Here is a 17761-nt window from a genome sequence, read left to right as displayed (position 1 = left end):
GGACTCCGCGTTGTGCGTTCTGGCTCAACCTCTTATGCGCGTGACGCATGTGGTACAATTTGTCGCGGCATGTCCCCGTCCGTTTTTAAAGCCATCCGATTATTACGTACGCTATGAGTCAATCAACAAAAGATATTACCAGCGATCAGCTTGGTGACATGTTTGTCGGATCTTTGAGTTCACCGCGCGTTTGAGAGGCGGACGGTCATGGCGGTCGGCATAGGCGGCACACACGGTACCTTGACCGGACAGGAGCGGACGTTTCACCGCGACGAGATCATCGTCTCCAAAACCGATCTGAAAGGTCGCATCATCTACGCCAATGACGTGTTCCTGCGCATCAGCGGGTACGGCGAGGCGGAGTTGCTGGGGCAGCCGCACAACATCGTCCGCCATCCGGACATGCCGCGCTGCGTTTACAAGCTGCTGTGGAGTCGCATCGAGGCGGGGAGCGAAATCTTCGCCTATGTGATCAACCGGGCGAAGAACGGCGACCATTACTGGGTGTTCGCCCACGTCACACCGGTTTTCGGCAGCCCCGACAGCGGGAACGGGCGATCCATCATCGGTTACCATTCCAGTCGGCGCGTCCCGGCGCGACCCGCGGTGGACGCGGCGGCAAGCCTCTACGCCGCGCTGCGGGCGGAAGAGGCACGGCACGCCGACCGGAACGCGGCGATGACGGCCTCCGGAGCCATGCTGGAAAAACTCCTGCGCGACAAGGGCACGAGCTATGACGAGTTTGTCTTCAGTCTCTAAATCGCTCGCCGCCGCCGCCTTGGCCGCCCTGCTGTCAGCGGCACAGGCGGTGTACGGTCTCGCCGCCGGCGACGCCGTCGCCGCCCTTCTGGGCCTGCTGGCGGCTCTTCCCTGCCTTGCGGCGATCCGCTGGCTGGCGCTCACCAACCGGACCATCCGGAAAGCCATGGCGGTGATCGCCGCGGCGGAGAAGGGCGACCTTCAGCCGCGCATTCTGAACATCCAAGGCAACAGTCCAATTGCGGACATGCTGCGCACCGTAAACCGTCTGCTGGACCGCGTGGAGTCCTTCGGCAAGGAGGCCAACGCCGCCATGCAGCACGCGGCGGAGGGGCAGTATTACCGGCGCATCGTGATGACCGGCATGGTCGGGGAGTTCGGGGCCTATTCCCGCCAGATCAACGACGGCTTGGCCGCCATGGACGGCAAGAGCCGCGAGTTCGTGGAGAGCGCCACCCGCATCGGCGCCAACATCAAGGAGGTCGCGCAGAGCCTGTCGGCCAGCGCCGCCCAACTCGAAGCCTCCTCCACCGCCATGACGGCGACCGCGGCCACGGCCAGCGAGCAATCCTTCTCCGCGGCCTCGGCGGCGGAGCAGGTGTCGTCCAATGTGGATGGGGTGGCCGCGGCGACCGGCGAGGTGTCGGGCGCCATCAGCGAGGTGGCCCAGGGCGTGTCCCGCACCGCTGATCTCGCCCGCAGCTCGGTGGAGAAGGTGCGGGAGGCGGACGCCACCATCCGCTCGCTCCTCGCCGCCTCCGACCAGATCGGCGCGGTCGTCCAGCTCATCAACGACATCGCCAGCCAGACGAACCTGTTGGCGCTGAACGCGACCATCGAGGCGGCGCGGGCGGGCGAGGCCGGCAAGGGATTCGCCGTGGTGGCAACCGAGGTGAAGAATCTCGCCAAGCAGACGGCCCAGGCGACGGAGGACATCTCCGCCCAGATCGCCCAGGTCCAGTCGGTGACCCGCGACACGGCGGCGGTGATCCAGCATGTCGGTGGCATGATCCACGACATCGACGAGATCGCCGTTGGCATCGCCGGTGCCGCCGAACAGCAGAGCGCGGCCATCGACGAGATCAGCCGGTCCATCCGGGAGGCGTCGGCCGGCGTGCGCACCGTGGCGGACGCGGTGACCAGCGTGTCTTCCGGTGCGCAGGATGCCAGCGCCGCAGCCAGCCAGGTGCTCTCATCGGCCGGGGAACTGGCGCGGCGCGCCGTGACGCTGAACGGGGACATCGACACCTTCGTTGCCCGTGTCTGCGGCGGTCAGCGCTGAGCGGCGGCGAAGGCCCGGGAGGTTCCGGGGAGTTACGTCACCCCTGAATCGCCCGTCCGCGACTCCGCCGTCTCCAACCCGACCCGAGCATCGTCCCTTGGGGTGGTGGTGGCGTTCTCCGCGTCCTTGACGGCATCCTTCAGGGCGGCATCCAGAGCCTGGATGCGGCTTCTCCCGATGCCCGCGACGTCTCTGTTCCGGGCCGACGCCACCAGTCCGCCGGCCAGCGCGGACGCCTGGGCAAATCCCACATTCCCGGTCGATCCCTTCAGGATATGGGCCTCGCGTTCCACCGCCGCAAAATCCCGGTTTTGAGCCGCAAGCCGGAGGCGGTCGAGATGGCTCGGCGTCTCGCGTAGAAAGGTGTCCATCAGCAGGGCAAAACCCTCGTCCCCGATCGCATCGCGCAGATCCTGGCGCTTGGCGTGGTCGATCCGCGGGGGCGCTCCGGTCTCAGGACACGGCTCCGACTTGTTCGGCTCGCTTCCTTTCGCGAGGTCGCTCCACCGGGCGACGGTCCGCAGAAGCTGGTCCGCCGCGATGGGCTTTGGCAGGTAATCGTTCATTCCGGCGGCCAGGCAGGCGGCCTGATCCCCTTCCATGGCGTTGGCGGTCATGGCGACGATCGGAACATGAGCGGCCGACCCACCCATCCGGCGGATCGCCTGCGTCGCGGCCAGACCGTCCATTTCCGGCATCTGGACATCCATCAGGACGAGGTCGTAGGGCAGGGCGGCGACGGTGTTGACCGCCTCCAGCCCATTCGACACGGAATCGACCGCATAGCCGGCCCGGCGCAGCACAGCCAGAGTCACCTGAAGGTTCACCGGATTGTCCTCCGCCACCAGGATGCGGCGGCGGAGGGCGCCGGACGTGGCCGAGCCGGGTGCCGCCGGTCCAGGCGGAGGCTTGCCCGCGGGAGCCGTCACTTGCGGCGAAACCCTCGGCGGCGGCGAGGCGAACAGGCGTGAGACCGCAGCGTGGAGCGCCGTGGAGCGGATCGGCTTGACGATCCGCACCTCCACACCGGCGGCGTCTCCCTCCATCTCGCCCATCCGGTGCGAGGTGGCCAGCGCCAACGGCAGGTTCGCCAGGGCTGGTTCGGCACGGATGCGGGCAGCCAGTTCCGGCCCGGTCAGGCCCGGCATGCAATGATCGAGGATGGCGGCGTCGAATGGCCGCCCCTCCGCGCGCGCGGCCAGAAGCCGGTTCAGGGCCTCTTCCCCCGTGGCGGCGGATTCGGTCTCCAGACCCATGGCGGCGAGCTGACGAGCCAGCAGGTCGCGGTTCACCGCCAGATCGTCCACCAGAAGAATGCGCCGTCCGGCCCAAGCGTCCGGGTTCGACGCGGCGGATGCGGTGTCCGTCGCCGCGCCGCGCCACAGGGGAATGACGGCCCAGAACACGCTGCCCTCTCCAGGCATGCTGTGAACGCCAATCTTCCCGCCCATCAACTCGGTGAGGCGTTTGCAGATGGCAAGGCCCAGCCCGGTGCCGCCGTGGCGCCGGGCCGACGACCCATCCACTTGGCTGAACATGGAGAACAGGCGCTTGTGGTCCGCCGCGGCGATGCCGATTCCCGTGTCCCTCACCTCGAAACGGACGGTCACCGGCGTGTCGTGCGGGGCCTCGATCTCCGCGTCGCGCGATTCCGCCCCGTCCTCCGCGGAGGAGAGGCTGTTCTGCTCGATCGACAGCACGATGGTCACGCTGCCCTGATCGGTGAACTTGACCGCGTTGCCGGCGAGGTTGATCAGGATCTGGCGCAGCCGTCCGGGATCGCCACGCAGCGGGCCATGCAGGGCCGGCGGGACATAACTGGCCAGTTCCAGCCCTTTCGCGGCGGCGCGCGGGGTCAGCAACTCCACCACGCTCTCGACCAGCGGCACGGCTTCGAAGTCGGTTACCTCCAGCGTGAGGCGTCCAGCGTCGATCTTGGAAAAGTCCAGAATGTCGTTGATGATGGTCAGCAGCGATTCCGCGGAATCCCGGATGGTGTCGGCGTAGCCGCGCTGCTCCTCGTCAAGGTTGGTTTCCTGGAGAAGCCCGGCCATGCCGATCACCCCGTTCATGGGGGTCCGGATCTCGTGGCTCATGGTCGCCAGGAATTCCATCTTGCTGCGCTGTCCGGCCTCGGCCTTCTCCTTCGCCTCGGTCAGCGCCCGCTCCACGCGCTTGCGGTCCGACAGGTCGCGGAAGAAGGCGGCGAAGAGGATTCCCTGCTGCGTCTGAACCTCGGCCAGGGACAGGTCGAGGGGGAACACCTCCCCATCCATCCGCAGCCCATTGACCTCGCGGGAAAAGTTCGGGCCGATCCGGCGTGCGCCCGCGGCGATGGTTTCCATGATGCGGCTGTGGGCCGCGTAATGCTGCGGCTCCATCAGCTCCTGCACATGGCGTCCGATCAGGCCGCCGGGCGGGTAGCCGAAAATGCGGTGGGCCGCGCTGTTCGCGGATTCGATGACGCCGTCCGCACGCACCGTCAGGATGCCCTCGACGGCGGTTTCCAGAAGCGCGTTGAAGCGGGCGTTGCCGTCCTCCAACTGGGCATCCTTGCGGCGCAGCATTGTCAGCACGGCTGTGAACAGCAGGATGACCAGTCCGGAGCCCAACGCGACCGCCGCGATTTCCAGCTGGTTGGTCCACCAGCCCGCCAGTTCCTCGTCCTCGCTGCGGCTGATCGCCAGAACCAGCGGCCAGAGCGGCGTGGCGCGATAGGCGGTGATGCGCTCCTGTCCGTCCGGGGTGATCTCATCGAACACACCGCCTTCCGATAGGGGAAGATGAACCCGGAACAGCTCCGTCCCCGCCATCGGCGTGCCGATGCCCTCCGCCCCGTCCTGCGGAAGCCGGGTCAGGAGAACCCCATCCCGGCGGTAGAGCGACACCGTTCCATGCAGACCGTTGCGCACCGCCCGGAAGACGCTCTGCAAGTACTCGGGATTGACCGAGGCGATCGCCACCCCCACAAGCGTCCCGTCGGCGCCCCGAATGGCCCGGCTCATCGGCAGGACCCATTTGCCCAAGCGGTCCTCCACGGTCCCGGCCGGCGTCAGAAATCGCCCCCGCACCGGGCTCCCGATTTGCAGACCCTTGCTCTGACCGGAAAGGTGAGCGCGGAACAGATCGAACTCCGAGAAGGAGGTGCCGAGCAGCCTCGGGTCCTCCGTCGTCGCCACCAGGATACCGCGGCGGTCGAGCACCGAAAGGCCGCGGATGTGCGGCGACCGGCGCACCCGTTCCTGAAGCAGGGGCGCCAGCGCTCCATCCTCGCGGCCTTGGGGCGGTTGGCCACCCAGCAGATTGCCGAAGGTCACCGCATCGCCCAACGAGGCGAGCGTGACGTCCACCGTCTGGACCGTGCGGCTGACAGAGGATTCGAGAGCGCTCGCCAGATTGTCGATGTTTTCCGCCGCTTTTTTCAACGTCAGGGCGCGGTCGGCGTGGATGTCGTAGGTGAACTCGAACAGAAGGGCCATCACCGACAAGAAAGCCAATGCGAGAAGAGCGCCCCGATGCTGCAACAGGGCAAGCTTGGCCATCACGCGCGGCTCCGTGGGTGTGCTGATATCGCACGAATCTTAACAGCGGGCGGGCGAATCGCAAGCCTGCGCTGTGCAGGCAGGGGGCGCGGTGCTATCCTGTCGCAGTGGGAAGCCGGTTTCCGGGGGGTAAGGTCGTGCGGCGTCTTTCCATCGCACTGTCGGCGTTGGCGTTTCACGCGGCGCTTCAGTCGATGTTTCTGGTGTCCGGCGCGGCGCCGGTTCGGGCGGAAAGCCGGCTCGACCGGGTCCAGCACACCGGGGTGCTGCGCGTGTGCATCTGGCCGGATTATTACGCCATCTCCTTCCGCAATCCGTACAGCGGTGAGCTTCAGGGTCTGGATGTCGATATGGCGCGGGCCTTCGCCCAGGACCTGGGCGCGCGGGTCAGCTTTGTGGAAAGCGGCTTTTCGAGCCTCACCGCTGATCTGCTGGGCGACCGCTGCGACATCGGCATGTTCGGCATCGGCATCACTGCGGCCCGCGCCGAAAAAATCGCGTTCAGCCAACCCTACCTGAGCAGCGGCATCTACGCCGTTTCCTCTCAGACGCATCCGCGCATCCTGCGGTGGGACGATCTGGACCAGGACGGCATGGTGGTGGTGGTCCAGAAGGGCACCGTCATGGACGATTACGCCAGCCGGACCCTCCGCAAGGCCAGCGTCCGCATCGTCTCCGGACCTCAGGAGAGGGAGGAGGAAGTGCAGTCCGGACGTGCCGACGCCTTTCTGACCGATTACCCCTATGGCCAGCGGATGCTCAGCGTCCACCAATGGGCGCACCTGATCACACCGGAGACTCCGGTTCAGACCACGCCCTACGCCTACGCGGTGGCGCCGGGAGACCCGGTGTGGCTGGACCGGGTCAACCGGTTCGTCGACGCGGTCAAGCGCGACGGGCGGCTGGAAACCGCCGCCGCCCGGTTCCGCCTGACCCCCATCGTGGCGCGGGATTGACGGCCGGGCAAGATTGACCGTCAGATCTCCACCTGTGTGCCCAGCTCCACCACGCGGCCCGGCGGAATGCAGAAGAACTCCGTTGCCGACAGGGCCGTCTTCGACAGCAGGATGAAGGCGGGCTCGCGCCAGCTCGGCAGGCCGGTGGTTCGTGACGGGATCAGCGTCTCGCGGCCCAGGAAGAACGACGTCTCCATCATGTCCAGATGCAGGCCGAAGCGGCGGCACCGCTCCAGCGCGCGGGGAATGTGCGGCTGCTCCAGATAGCCGAAGCGCAGGATGACCCGGAAGAATCCTTTGCCCAGCTTCTCCACCATGACGGCGCGATCCAGGGAGACGCGGGGCACCTCCTCCATGATCACGGTCATGACGACCACCCGCTCGTGCAGCACCCGGTTGTGCTTGATGTTGTGAAGCAGGGCGTGGGGGACGACGTCGGGGTTGCCGGTCATGAAGACGGCCGTCCCGGCCACGCGCTGCGGCGACTGCGGCGAGACGCGCTGCAGGAACAGGTCCATCGGCAGGGCGTCGGCGTAGAGCCGCTCGGCAAGGATGCGGCGGCCCCGGCGCCATGTGGTCATCAGCGTGTAGACCGCCGCCGCGATCAGCAGCGGGAACCAGCCGCCATCCGGCACCTTCAGCAGGGTCGCTCCGAACAGCCCGAGGTCGATCACCAGCAGGATGGAGAAGGCGGCCACGACCAGCAGCGGATTCCAGCGCCACAGCCGCCACGCCACAACGGCGGCCAGGATCGTGTCGATGGCCATGGCCCCCGTCACCGACACGCCATAGGCGGCGGCCAGATTGCTGCTGGACCCGAAGCCGATCACCAGCATCACCACGCCGATCAGCAGCAACCAGTTGTTGCGCGGGATGTAGACCTGGCCGACCTCATGCTCGGACGTGTGGCGGATCTCGCGCCGCGGCAGGTAGCCGAGCTGCACGGCCTGCCGGGTCAGTGAGAAGGCGCCGGAGATCACCGCTTGGCTGGCGATGACCGTGGCCGCCGTGGACAGCAGGACCAGGGGGAGCTGCGCCCAGTCCGGCGCCAGATGGAAGAAGGGGTTCTCCAGCGTTTCCGGCTCGTGCAGCAGCATGGCGCCCTGCCCGAAGTAGTTCAGCAGCAGCGCCGGAAGGACGAGGTAGAGCCAGGCGATGCGGATCGGCGCCCGCCCGAAATGGCCCATGTCGGCGTAGAGCGCCTCGGCCCCCGTGACCGCCAGGACCACGGCGCCCAGCGTCAGGAAGGCCACCCAGCCGTGGTCGACGAACAGCGCCGCCCCGTACAGCGGGTTGAAGGCGCGCAGCACGTCCGGCCAGTGCAGCACCTGCATCAGGCCCAACACCGCCAGAGTGGCGAACCACAGCCCCATGATCGGGCCGAAGAAGATGCCGACACGGCCGGTGCCCTGACGCTGAAACAGGAACAGCAGGGTCAGCACCGCCAGCGTGATCGGGACGATGTAGGGGGACAGGGCAGGGGTGACGACCTTCAGCCCTTCCACCGCGCTCAGCACCGAGATGGCCGGGGTGATCAGGCTGTCGCCGTAGAACAGCGCCATGCCGAGGATCGCCAGCGCCATGATGGCGCGGTTGCCCGCTCTGGAGCTGAGTCCGCGGTGGGCCAGCGTGCCCAGGGCCAGAACGCCGCCCTCGCCCTTGTTGTCCGCCCGCATGACGAGCAGGACGTATTTCAGCGTCACGACGATGATGAGCGCCCAGGTCGCCAGCGACAGGATGCCGAGGATGGTCGGCTCGTCGAGCGGCAAGCCGGTGTGGGAGAAGGATTCCCGCATGGTGTAGAGCGGGCTGGTCCCGATGTCGCCGTAGACCACCCCCAGCGCCCCCAGGACGAGGGCGGGCATGCGGTTGGCTTGAGGGGGATGGCCCGGCGGAGCGGAGGTGGGGGCCGGAGCGGCGCCGTTCGGTCCGTCGCCGGTTTGCTGGTTGGCGCTGTCCATGATGGTCCGTTCGTTCGGATCGCGGTCCGGTTCGGGAGTCCCTCCTTGCGGGCGGAACGCTTCGGCCGCGAACCTTCTCCTTACATCAACCGTTCCCCACAAAACCATATGGTTCCGGTGGTGCGGGGCCGCCAGCCACGGCGTGCAAGGCGACGGGGACCGATGTGACCGGCAGTGGGGCCGGGAATCAGGGCCGGAATGAGGAGCGGAATCGGGGCCGGAAGTGTGGCGGAGCCCTGAAAAGAACAAAAAAAGAACATAGCGCTTGTCGTTCATTTTTTGTTCTGATACGTTTTCCTGCATCGACGCTGTCATTGAGCGTTTCACCATCGCCCGGCGCGGTGCCGCCATCGATGAAAGGAGATTGCCATGTCGGTCCTGGTATTCCTGCGCGAGCTTGCCGGTCTGACGGCCCTGTTCGGCACCCTGTTCGTCTGGACTCTGCTGGGCCACGCCGCCGGCTTCTGAGGCGCCGAACCGCCCGAAAGGAGTCGCCATAAGGGTTGGGCCTCCTCCGGATAATAATCCGAAATCCCACGCAACCCTTGGCGACGCATCGCTTACATCCGGAATGCGTCCACCGCCGCCGCCGGGCACCTCCAGCTAAGCCGGGGCCAGCCGGGCCGGGGCGGGCGACGTGACGACCAGACCACCGGCCGAGGCCGGCTGGTGACGACAACGCGGAATTCTGGGATCGGGACGGATGCGAAACTTCTTTCGGAAGCGGCGGGCGACCGCCGATGCGGATGACCGGATGTCCATGGGTGGCGGCATCACGGGTGGTGGAGCGGCCGGACCGGGCTCCTCCCCGGGCAATGCGGCTCACGGCCATCCGCCGATGCAATCCCAGAGCCCCCTCGCGGGCCGTCCGGCACCGCATCTGAGGCCGGTCGGCGGAGCGGCCGGCACCGGGCTCGGTGGCGGCGGGCTGGGCGAGACGATGCGCGGCCCGTCGGGCTTGCGGCACGATCCGCTGAACAGCCCGCTCGGCGCCGGCGGCGGATTGGGTGGCCAGCGCGGCCAGGCTCCTGCCGACACGGATCTTCCACGCTTCACCATGACCGTCAACGGCGGCCTGCGTGGACCGGGGGCGGTCGGTGCGCCGGCCATGCTGAAGGGGCTCACCCCCGAACTGAACGGCCTGCTGCGCGAGGCCTTCACGCCGACGCGGCCCAAGCAGCAGCTGAATTCGCTGTTCATCGGCCGTACCGACACGCTGAAGCGCATCATCTCCGCCATCGAGGAGGAGCGGGCGCACGTCATCCTGTTCGGCGACCGGGGCCGCGGCAAGACTTCCGTCGCCAACGCCATCGAGAAGATCGCCGGTCAGGCCGGCTACCTCTCGCTGAAGCTGACGTGCAGCGCGGAGCTGAGCTTCGAGGACATCTTCCGCCATTTCCTGAAGAAGATCCCCTCCACCTACTATCGGTCGGGCATCGACAACCCCTTCGCCTCGCGCCGCAGCTTCACCAGCTTCAACGAGCTTTTGCCCGAGGGCGGATTCAGCGTGACGGAGCTGAACGAGGTTCTGTCGGGCATTCACGCCACCCATGTGCTGCTGATCCTCGACGAGTATGACCGCATCACCGACGAGGACTTCCGCAACAAGCTGGCCGAGCTGTTCAAGAACCTGACCGACAGCTCGATCCCGGTGACGCTGCTGGTGGTCGGCGTGGCGGAGAACCTGGACCAGCTGCTGGGCAAGCATCCGTCGATCCAGCGGTCTCTGGTGCCGGTGCATCTGCCGTTGATGACCGATGTGGAGATCGGGCGGCTCATCAACGCGGGCGCCGAGAACGCCGGAATCGCCTTCGCTCCGGAAGCCGTGGACCGCATCTGCGAGTTCGTCCGCGGTCTGCCTTACTACGCCCAGCTTCTTGGCCTGCACGCGGCCCGCAGCGCGGTCAGCCGCGGCTCGACGGTGGTGGAGCGGGACGACCTCGCCTACGCCGTCACCCGTTGCCTCCAGGAGGCGGAGCGCGGCATCGTCGACTCCTACGCCCGCGCGCTGGCCGCCGAACGCCGCGCCGAGTTGGAGGATGTGCTGCTGGCCTGCGCCCTGTGCCCGGCGGACTCCTACGGAACCTTCGACCCCAAGGAACTGGCCGGGCCGGGCGGCGTTCCGCCGACCAAGGAAGCGCTCGGCATCCTGGAGCGGCTCTGCCGGGAGGAGTATGGCGGCGTGCTGGCTCCGGTGGTCGAGCCGGGTTGGACCCGCTACCGCTTCCGCAATCAGATGATGCGGCAGTATGTGCTGATGCGGCAGGCCCACGAGCGCGGCCAGATCTGACCGTCCATCCACGGCAGACCGGTCCGGGGAGGCCCCTTTCCGCTGTCACGCGGGGAGGGGCCTTCGTGCGTCCGGCATCCGGTTTCCCGTCGGTCCCCGACGCTCACCGCGAATCGAGCAGCATCGCGGCGAGAACCGCTCCGGCGACCAGTGCGCACAGGGCGACCACGATGGCGAGGCTGCGCAGGAACTGGCGCATCTCCCCCTGTTTCCAGGCGCTTCTGGCGAGAAGCAGCAGGTAGCCGGCCGCCGCCGCGCCGATCATCGTCCACATCGAACCACGCACCGCATCCGTTGAAAGCGCTCCCTCCGCATGGTGCTATGACCTACGGTGAAGGGGCGGCGGCGATCATAGGACGCGGATGGCAAGGGGTGGATGCGCTTCTTCGGCATGAGTGCCTCCTGTCCGTTTGGGAGTGGGAACTTTCGGCAACCCACATGAACCGGCTTTCCCATCCGCGCATCCAAAGCGTGCATCTGCGTGCAAGAAAGTGGTAGAAAAGCCAGAAAGTATCCATTCGATCGGAGATGGGGAATACTTTAAAAGAGACGCGGTACTCCATGATTAAAAGTAGCTTTGCGCATATGCCCAATGCGTTCTTCTTTTAATCCCACAGAGTGGTACCGTGTTGCGCGACACAGGGGTAAGGTCATCCAAAATATCGGCACGTCAATGCCATCGGTGGGGCACGGGTGGGGAAACCTCGGGTGATTGGTAACCTACAAAATTGCCCAGGGAGTCAGAGCAATTTCTCAAAAATCGCGGGAGCTGACCAATGGAACCAGTGCGTGCTTTTCTGATCGACTCCAATAAGCTGTTCCGCGAAGGCCTGAAGAGGCTTCTCGACGATTCACCCTTTCAGATCGCCGCCGAGGCGGGGAACTTGCGCGAGGCGCTGAACGCCGTGGAGAACGGCTTGCGTCCGCAACTCATCCTGCTTGATCTGGTGAATGGGGGCGAGGAGGAGGCCGACGGCATGCGGCGCCTGCGCGCCCAGCTTCCCGAGGCGCGCATGGTCATCCTGACCAGCGACCTGTGCACCCGCCGCCTCGCCAACGCGCTGGAGGCCGGAGCGGACGGCTACCTGATGAAGGACCTGTCGTCCGACGCGCTGGCCCAGTCGCTGCGCCTGGTGATGATGGGCGAAAAGGTGTTTCCGACCCATCTCGCCGCTCTGCTGATCTCCGGCCGGGTGAACGGGAACGGCACCGACATGCCGGTGTCGCGCAAGGGCCTGTCGCAGCGGGAGGTCCAGATCCTGCGCTGCCTGCTGAACGGCGACAGCAACAAGATGATCGCCAACCACCTGAACATCACCGAAGCGACGGTGAAGGTTCATCTGAAGAGCCTGCTGCGCAAGATCAACGCCTCCAACCGCACCCAGGCGGCGATCTGGGCGCTGAACAACGGCATCGGCGGCGAGTTGGCCGGGGCCGGTGCGGTGACCGCGGCGGCGGCCCACCAGTAACCGCTCTCCCGCGATCATTGTCACCGGTGCAGGCGCCGGACCGGCCCGCCATTCCCTTTCGGGGTGACGGGCCGGTCCGGCGTTTCTGCATGGGGCCATGCGGCGGTGCGCATGCGCGTGCGGCGGTTGGAAGGGAAACCACTGCGCAGATGGAAACCACCGCGCGGACAGAAAATATCCCGGCACGGTGGCCGGGATTCTTTCGGTTGGTCAAAGGGAAGCGCGTCCGACGTGGCGTCAGGACGTGCCGGTCCGGTGGGCCGGGGCCGCGTGTACGTGCGGCGGCACCATGCCTTCCCGGGCGGACTGCAACGCGCCCTGCTGTCGCGCGGCGAAGACGCCGGCTTCCGTTCTGTTGCGGAAGTGCAGCTTGGACAGGACGCTTCGCACCATCGACTTGATGACCGCCTCGGACAGATCGAGCTGGTTGGCGATCGTCCGGTTGTTCAGTCCCTGGCCGAGCAGGCGCAGGGTTTCGAACTCCGGTTCCGACAGCCGCGGCAGCAAGGTCAGCCGGATCTCATCGACGCCCAGCCGGGACAGGAACTGCTTGGGCATCAGACAATGCCCCTCCAGCCCCAGATCCAACAGTTCGTTGATGCGGTCCACGTTGATGTCCTCGAACACCCACGCATCGGCGAAGGCCAGGATGTGTGCGGCGTCCAGCAACTCCCGAGACGACAGCACCACGACGATCCGCGACCGGCGTGACAGCCGCAGATACACCATCGGTTCGTTCTCGCGCAGCGCGGTGAACTGCTGAAGGCCGATCAGGATCGCGTCGGGCGTCAGCGTGCTCTGCGTCAGTTCCGATATGTCGTGGAAGACGGTCACACGATGGCGACCGGCCCGGTCAAGCGCCTGTACCACGGTGTCGGTCAGGGAATTGTTGTCGAGAATCAGGCAGACGTGCATGGGGGTCACCGCGTTGCGGGTCGAGTGCGATGCTTTCTCTTGGGCGTACTCATGGTTCATGTGCATGGGTCAGCTCTGTTTGGAGGAGGCATCCACGGCAGGCCCTTGTCGGGCATTATCGCCGCCTGTGTTTTAGGCTTGTCTCGTGCTCTCTATCCGTCGGCGCTCTGTGTCTTTACTGAAGTGAGTTCATTTAAAGACTGCATCGAATTTCAGGTATATATCCATCAAACCTGGAAAAAAACTTGACACTGTGATAAACAGTTTATAAATTAGGCGTGTAACACGTAAATCAAACGATAGACGATCACTCAAGATCGTCAAGCGCATCTGAATGGCGACCGGATCCCTCCAAGCGATAACTCTTTTGTGACGGGCTGCGCTGAAAGGCCAGTACAGGCGTGTGCGGCAGAGTGGGGCATTCACGCAGGAAAAGCGCTGGCCATCCGTACAAGGCATCGCACCGAAGGGGTAGGTTTTCACGCATTTCGATCATTGGCGCTAATCCTCTGCGCGCATTGGGTGTTTCTCCACGGGCCGCCCTCGCCGCCGTCACTTTGAACAACCAAACATGGAAAAAATTTCGCTGCCGCTTTCTTTCGTGTAGAGGTATAGATAAAAGGTCTTAGTTCTTGCTTTGTTCAGTCGGCCTTCGCAGTATAGGCAGGTCATTTCGCGCCGCAAATGACCTATGGCCCTTGTCCGTATATTGGCCCTCTTCCGAATGTGGTAGCTGTTCTTCAAGCCACGGGGCGAAAGGGTAGTTGGATCGCCAACGGGGTGGCCCGGTTAGTCCGGGGTGGGCTGATCCGAAGCAACGGGTAAAAACGAAGGCGGACGGGGCCATGAAAATTCTGATCGGTGACGACCATCTCCTTTTTCGCGAAGGCCTGCGCCGTCTTCTGGAGCAGCTTCACGGGGACGCGATTTTCGTCGAGGCGGGCACCTTCGACGAGGTTCTTCAGCAATGCCGCGTCGGCGGCGGGTTCGACGTGGTGCTGATGGACCTGCACATGCCGAACTGGCCGGGCTTCGACGGGCTGCGCGAGGTGCAGAGCCTCCAGCCCGGCGTGCCGGTGGTGGTGATCTCCGCCTCCGAGGCGCTGAGCGACATCCGCGGCGCGCTCGATCACGGCGCGACCGGCTACATTCCGAAGTCCAGCAGCGTCAAGGTGATGATGGGCGCGCTGAACCTCGTCTTCTCCGGCGGCATCTACGTGCCCCCCGGTGCGCTCACCGCAGCGACCGCGGCCTCTGACGCCGCGCCGCGCCGCGGGCGCCTGGATGGTGCGGAGCGCAGCGCTTACGGTCTCACCCAGCGCCAGCGGGAAGTCCTGGATTGCCTGCGGGCCGGCAAGTCGAACAAGCAGATCGCCTACGAGCTCGGCCTGTCCGAGGGCACGGTGAAGATCCACGTCACGGCGATCTTCAAGTCGCTGGGCGTCAAGAACCGCACCCAGGCGGTGATCGCCGCCGCCGCGATGGCCTCGTAAGGGGTCGGGTCCGAAGCGTACGGGGCAGGGCGGGAAGCAAGAAACCGGGTTGGAGACCGACAGGGCCGCGAGCAGGCACGAACAAGGTGCCGCCGCGGCCTTTTCGATTCCGGCTTTCGCCTCACCTCATATACTCACGCACCAAACCGCGCCGCGCCGGCGGCGTGCTCATGGGCCCACGAGGAGGAAAGACAACGATGGCGGCGGAAACCCCGGTGTGCGACTTCGGCCGGAAGGCGGAGGATTTCAGCCTGAAGGGAACCGATGGAAAGACTTACAGCCTGTCCGACGTCCAGGGACCGAGCGGCACGCTGGTCATGTTCATCTGCAATCATTGCCCGTACGTGAAGGCGGTGATCGGGCGAATCGTCGAGGAGGTCAACGCGCTGAAGGCCCATGGCATCGGCGCCGTCGCCATCATGTCCAACGACACCGACGCCTATCCCGACGACGGCTTCGACAACATGAAGCGCTTCGCGGCGGAACACGGCTTCACCTTTCCCTATCTGCTCGACGAGACGCAGGAGGTGGCGCGGGCCTACGGCGCCGTCTGCACGCCCGACTTCTTCGGCTTCAACGCGGACCTCTGCCTGCAGTACCGCGGCCGGTTGGACGCCTCCAGGCGCGAGCCGATCCCGGACGCCCCGCGCGAACTGTTCCACGCGATGGTCCGCATCGCCCAGACGGGGCAGGGGCCGACCGACCAGATCCCCAGCATGGGTTGCTCCATCAAATGGAGGACTCCCGCCTGAATCCGCCCAAAGCGTGGCCTTAAGCGAACTGCCGTTCGATTAAGACTCTTATCGCCTCGTTCGCCGGCGGGCTGCGGTCGCATGCGCGACCGGGACCGCCGTCGCGGCCCAAAGCGGATTGCAATCCGCTTAAATGCCCGGATGGGCGCCGTTGCGCCTTGACCGCGTGCGGCGCCCAATGCTATCCGGCCCTTTGAACCATCAGAACCGCCCGCCGCAGCCGCGCGCGGGCGCAATCCCCGCTGTAACGGTTTTCGTGCCGTAGGATGCCGCTGTAGAGCCATGAGCGATATTTTCCGCGAAGTCGACGAGGATCTGCGCCGCGACCGTATGGAGCGCGTGTTCAAGCGCTACGGCGGCATCATGCTGGCGGCTGCGCTGGCGGTCGTCGCCGCGACGGGCGGCACGGTCGCCTGGCGCAACTGGCAGCAGTCGCAGAAGCAAAGCGAGACGACGGCCCTGGCCGCCGCCCTCTCCCAGGCCGCCCAGGGGCCGGACAAGGGCGTCGAGGCTCTGGCCGCCTTCGCTGGCAAGGCCGATCCCGGCATGGCCGCGCTGGCCCAGCTGAACGCCGCCGCCCTGCTGGCCCGTGAGGGGAAGACGGCGGAGGCCGTGGCGGTCTACGACAAGCTGTCCGGCAACGCCGGCGCCGGCGCGGTCTACCGCGAGCTGGCGGCCCTGCTGTCGGTGATGCACCAGCTCGAATCCGGCGCTCCAGCGCAGCTCCAGGCGCGGCTCCAGCCGCTGACGGCGGACAACAGTCCCTGGCGCTTCTCCGCCCGCGAGATGAGCGCCGTGCTCGCCGCCCGCGCCGGGGACAAGGACCGCGCGCGCACCCTGTTCCAGCAATTGGCCGACGACTCGCAGGCTCCGGCCGGCGTCCGGTCCCGCGCCGCCGATCTCGCCACCCTCTACGGCAAGAGCTGATGACCCGCATTCCCATGGCCGCCCCGACCGCGCTCCCGACCGCAAAGCGCCGCTCCCTGCGCACCGCCCTGCTTTCCGCCCCGCTGCTGGCCGTGCTGCTCAGCGGCTGCGACACCGTCAGCGGGTGGTTCGGCAAGACCCCCGACCCGCCCCTGCCGGGTGAGCGGGTGTCCGTCCTGACGCGCGAGCGCAAGGTCGAGGTCGACCAGCGGCTGACCGGCACGCCGATCGCCCTGCCGACCGCCGTCGCCAACCCGGCCTGGGCGCAGCCCGGCGGCACGCCGGACCATGCCGGCGGCAACCTCGCTCTGTCGGCCACGCCCGGCGAGGCGTGGCGCGGCGATGTTGGAACGGGGGCCAGCAGCTCCCGCTCGCTGCTCGCGACGCCGGTCATCGCCGACGGGCGCATCTTCGCCATGGACGCCGACTCGCACGTCGCCGCCCTCGACGAGCGGACCGGGCGCCAGCTCTGGCGGATCGACACCAAGCCGGAGAAGGAGCGCGGCGGCGCCAGCGGCGGCGGCGTCGCCTACGCCGACGGGCGTGTCTTCGCGGCCACCGGCTTCGGCGAGGTGGTTGCGGTCGATCCCGCCAACGGGTCGATCGTCTGGCGCAAGCGCGTTCCGGGTCCGGTGCGCGGCGCTCCGACCGTTGAAGGCGGGCGAGTCCTCGTCCTGACGCTGGACAACCAGCTCACGGCCCTGTCGGCTTCCGACGGCGCCGTCCAGTGGTCCCATCAGGGCATCCTGGAGACGGCGGGCCTGCTGGGCGCCGTCAGCCCGGCGGCCTCGCCGACCCTGATCGTCGCCCCTTACTCCTCCGGCGAGCTGTACGGCCTGCGTCCGGAGAACGGGCGCGTGGCGTGGCAGGAGAGCTTGGCGGCCGTCCGCCGCAGTGGCGCCCTGAGCAGCCTTGCCGACATCCGCGGCCTCCCGGTGATCGACCGCGGCGTCGTCTACGCGATCGGCCATTCCGGCCGCATGGTCGCCATCGACGAGCGCATCGGCATCCGCCTGTGGGAGGCCGAGATCGGCGGCACCCAGACCCCCTGGCTCGCCGGCGACTACATTTTCGTGGTCACCAACGATTCGGAGCTGGTCGCCCTGACCCGTCAGGCCGGTCACGCCCGCTGGGTCACGCAGCTGGCGCCGTTCACCGATCCGGAGGACAAGAAGGGGCCGATCACCTGGTCGGGTCCGGTCCTGGCCGGCGGCAAGCTCTACGTCACCGGATCGAACGGCCAGATGCTGGCCCTGTCGCCCAGCGACGGGCAGGTGCTGACCCGCTATTCGCTGCCGGCTTCCACCTATTTGCCCCCGGTCGTGGCGAACAACACCCTATATGTCCTGGGCGAGAACGGTACGCTGGTGGCGTACCGCTGATCGCCACCCTTGGTTCTTTATAAGGCCCCCGGC

The 17761-nt window shown here is 66.6% G+C and carries 13 protein-coding genes; 9 read left to right on the top strand and 4 right to left on the bottom strand.

Annotated features, from left to right (window positions below):
* Positions 1 to 207: 207 nt before the first annotated feature.
* Positions 208 to 759, top strand: a complete 552-nt coding sequence (locus H0B54_RS03845; protein WP_188259300.1) for a PAS domain-containing protein — start codon at positions 208 to 210, stop codon at positions 757 to 759.
* On the top strand, positions 734 to 2041 hold the full coding sequence (locus H0B54_RS03840) for a methyl-accepting chemotaxis protein (RefSeq protein ID WP_188259299.1): 1308 nt from the start codon (positions 734 to 736) through the stop codon (positions 2039 to 2041). Before H0B54_RS03845 ends, H0B54_RS03840 begins: the two co-directional genes overlap by 26 nt.
* 32 nt (positions 2042 to 2073) lie before the next feature.
* Here H0B54_RS03840 and H0B54_RS03835 read toward each other — a convergent pair whose 3' ends face one another.
* Positions 2074 to 5583: a response regulator gene (locus H0B54_RS03835; protein ID WP_246472312.1), complete on the bottom strand. Its 3510-nt coding sequence runs from the start codon at positions 5581 to 5583 to the stop codon at positions 2074 to 2076.
* A 137-nt stretch (positions 5584 to 5720) separates the two neighbouring features.
* Here H0B54_RS03835 and H0B54_RS03830 point away from each other — a divergent pair, with 137 nt between their 5' ends.
* The gene (locus H0B54_RS03830; protein WP_343068887.1) at positions 5721 to 6539 is read left to right on the top strand and encodes an ABC transporter substrate-binding protein; all 819 of its coding nucleotides are present in this window, start codon (positions 5721 to 5723) and stop codon (positions 6537 to 6539) included.
* Positions 6540 to 6559: 20 nt separating this feature from the next.
* On the opposite strand, the gene H0B54_RS03825 is transcribed toward H0B54_RS03830, so the two are convergent.
* A complete protein-coding gene (locus tag H0B54_RS03825; protein ID WP_188259297.1) occupies positions 6560 to 8500 on the bottom strand; it encodes a potassium transporter Kup in 1941 nt (646 codons plus the stop codon).
* Positions 8501 to 9338: 838 nt separating this feature from the next.
* On the opposite strand from H0B54_RS03825, the gene H0B54_RS03820 reads away from it, so the two are divergent.
* Entirely contained in the window at positions 9339 to 10790 is a 1452-nt protein-coding gene (locus tag H0B54_RS03820) for an ATP-binding protein (RefSeq protein WP_246472311.1), read from the top strand.
* A gap of 103 nt (positions 10791 to 10893) precedes the next feature.
* Here the strand turns inward: H0B54_RS03820 and H0B54_RS03815 are convergent, their stop codons facing one another.
* Positions 10894 to 11076, bottom strand: a complete 183-nt coding sequence (locus tag H0B54_RS03815; protein WP_188259491.1) for a hypothetical protein — start codon at positions 11074 to 11076, stop codon at positions 10894 to 10896.
* Positions 11077 to 11566: 490 nt separating this feature from the next.
* On the opposite strand from H0B54_RS03815, the gene H0B54_RS03810 reads away from it, so the two are divergent.
* Positions 11567 to 12259, top strand: coding sequence for a LuxR C-terminal-related transcriptional regulator (locus H0B54_RS03810; protein ID WP_094302172.1), 693 nt, complete (start codon positions 11567 to 11569; stop codon positions 12257 to 12259).
* 237 nt (positions 12260 to 12496) lie between these two features.
* Here the strand turns inward: H0B54_RS03810 and H0B54_RS03805 are convergent, their stop codons facing one another.
* A complete protein-coding gene (locus tag H0B54_RS03805; protein WP_246472310.1) occupies positions 12497 to 13240 on the bottom strand; it encodes a response regulator transcription factor in 744 nt (247 codons plus the stop codon).
* A 779-nt stretch (positions 13241 to 14019) separates the two neighbouring features.
* Here H0B54_RS03805 and H0B54_RS03800 point away from each other — a divergent pair.
* The 4 genes from H0B54_RS03800 to H0B54_RS03785 all read left to right on the top strand — a co-directional run bounded on the left by H0B54_RS03800 (position 14020) and on the right by H0B54_RS03785 (position 17728).
* On the top strand, positions 14020 to 14667 hold the full coding sequence (locus H0B54_RS03800) for a response regulator transcription factor (protein WP_188259295.1): 648 nt from the start codon (positions 14020 to 14022) through the stop codon (positions 14665 to 14667).
* A gap of 197 nt (positions 14668 to 14864) precedes the next feature.
* Positions 14865 to 15419 carry a thioredoxin family protein gene (locus H0B54_RS03795; RefSeq protein WP_094302171.1) on the top strand — a complete coding sequence of 185 codons (555 nt, stop codon included), beginning with the start codon at positions 14865 to 14867 and terminating at the stop codon, positions 15417 to 15419.
* Between the two features lie 282 nt (positions 15420 to 15701).
* Entirely contained in the window at positions 15702 to 16346 is a 645-nt protein-coding gene (locus H0B54_RS03790; RefSeq protein WP_188259294.1) for a tetratricopeptide repeat protein, read from the top strand.
* On the top strand, positions 16346 to 17728 hold the full coding sequence (locus H0B54_RS03785) for an outer membrane protein assembly factor BamB family protein (protein ID WP_246472309.1): 1383 nt from the start codon (positions 16346 to 16348) through the stop codon (positions 17726 to 17728). Before H0B54_RS03790 ends, H0B54_RS03785 begins: the two co-directional genes overlap by 1 nt.
* Positions 17729 to 17761: the final 33 nt, after the last annotated feature.

It is taken from the genome of Azospirillum tabaci, from assembly GCF_014596085.1.
Lineage (GTDB): Bacteria > Pseudomonadota > Alphaproteobacteria > Azospirillales > Azospirillaceae > Azospirillum > Azospirillum tabaci.
This window is presented reverse-complemented; position numbering and strand designations above follow the sequence as displayed.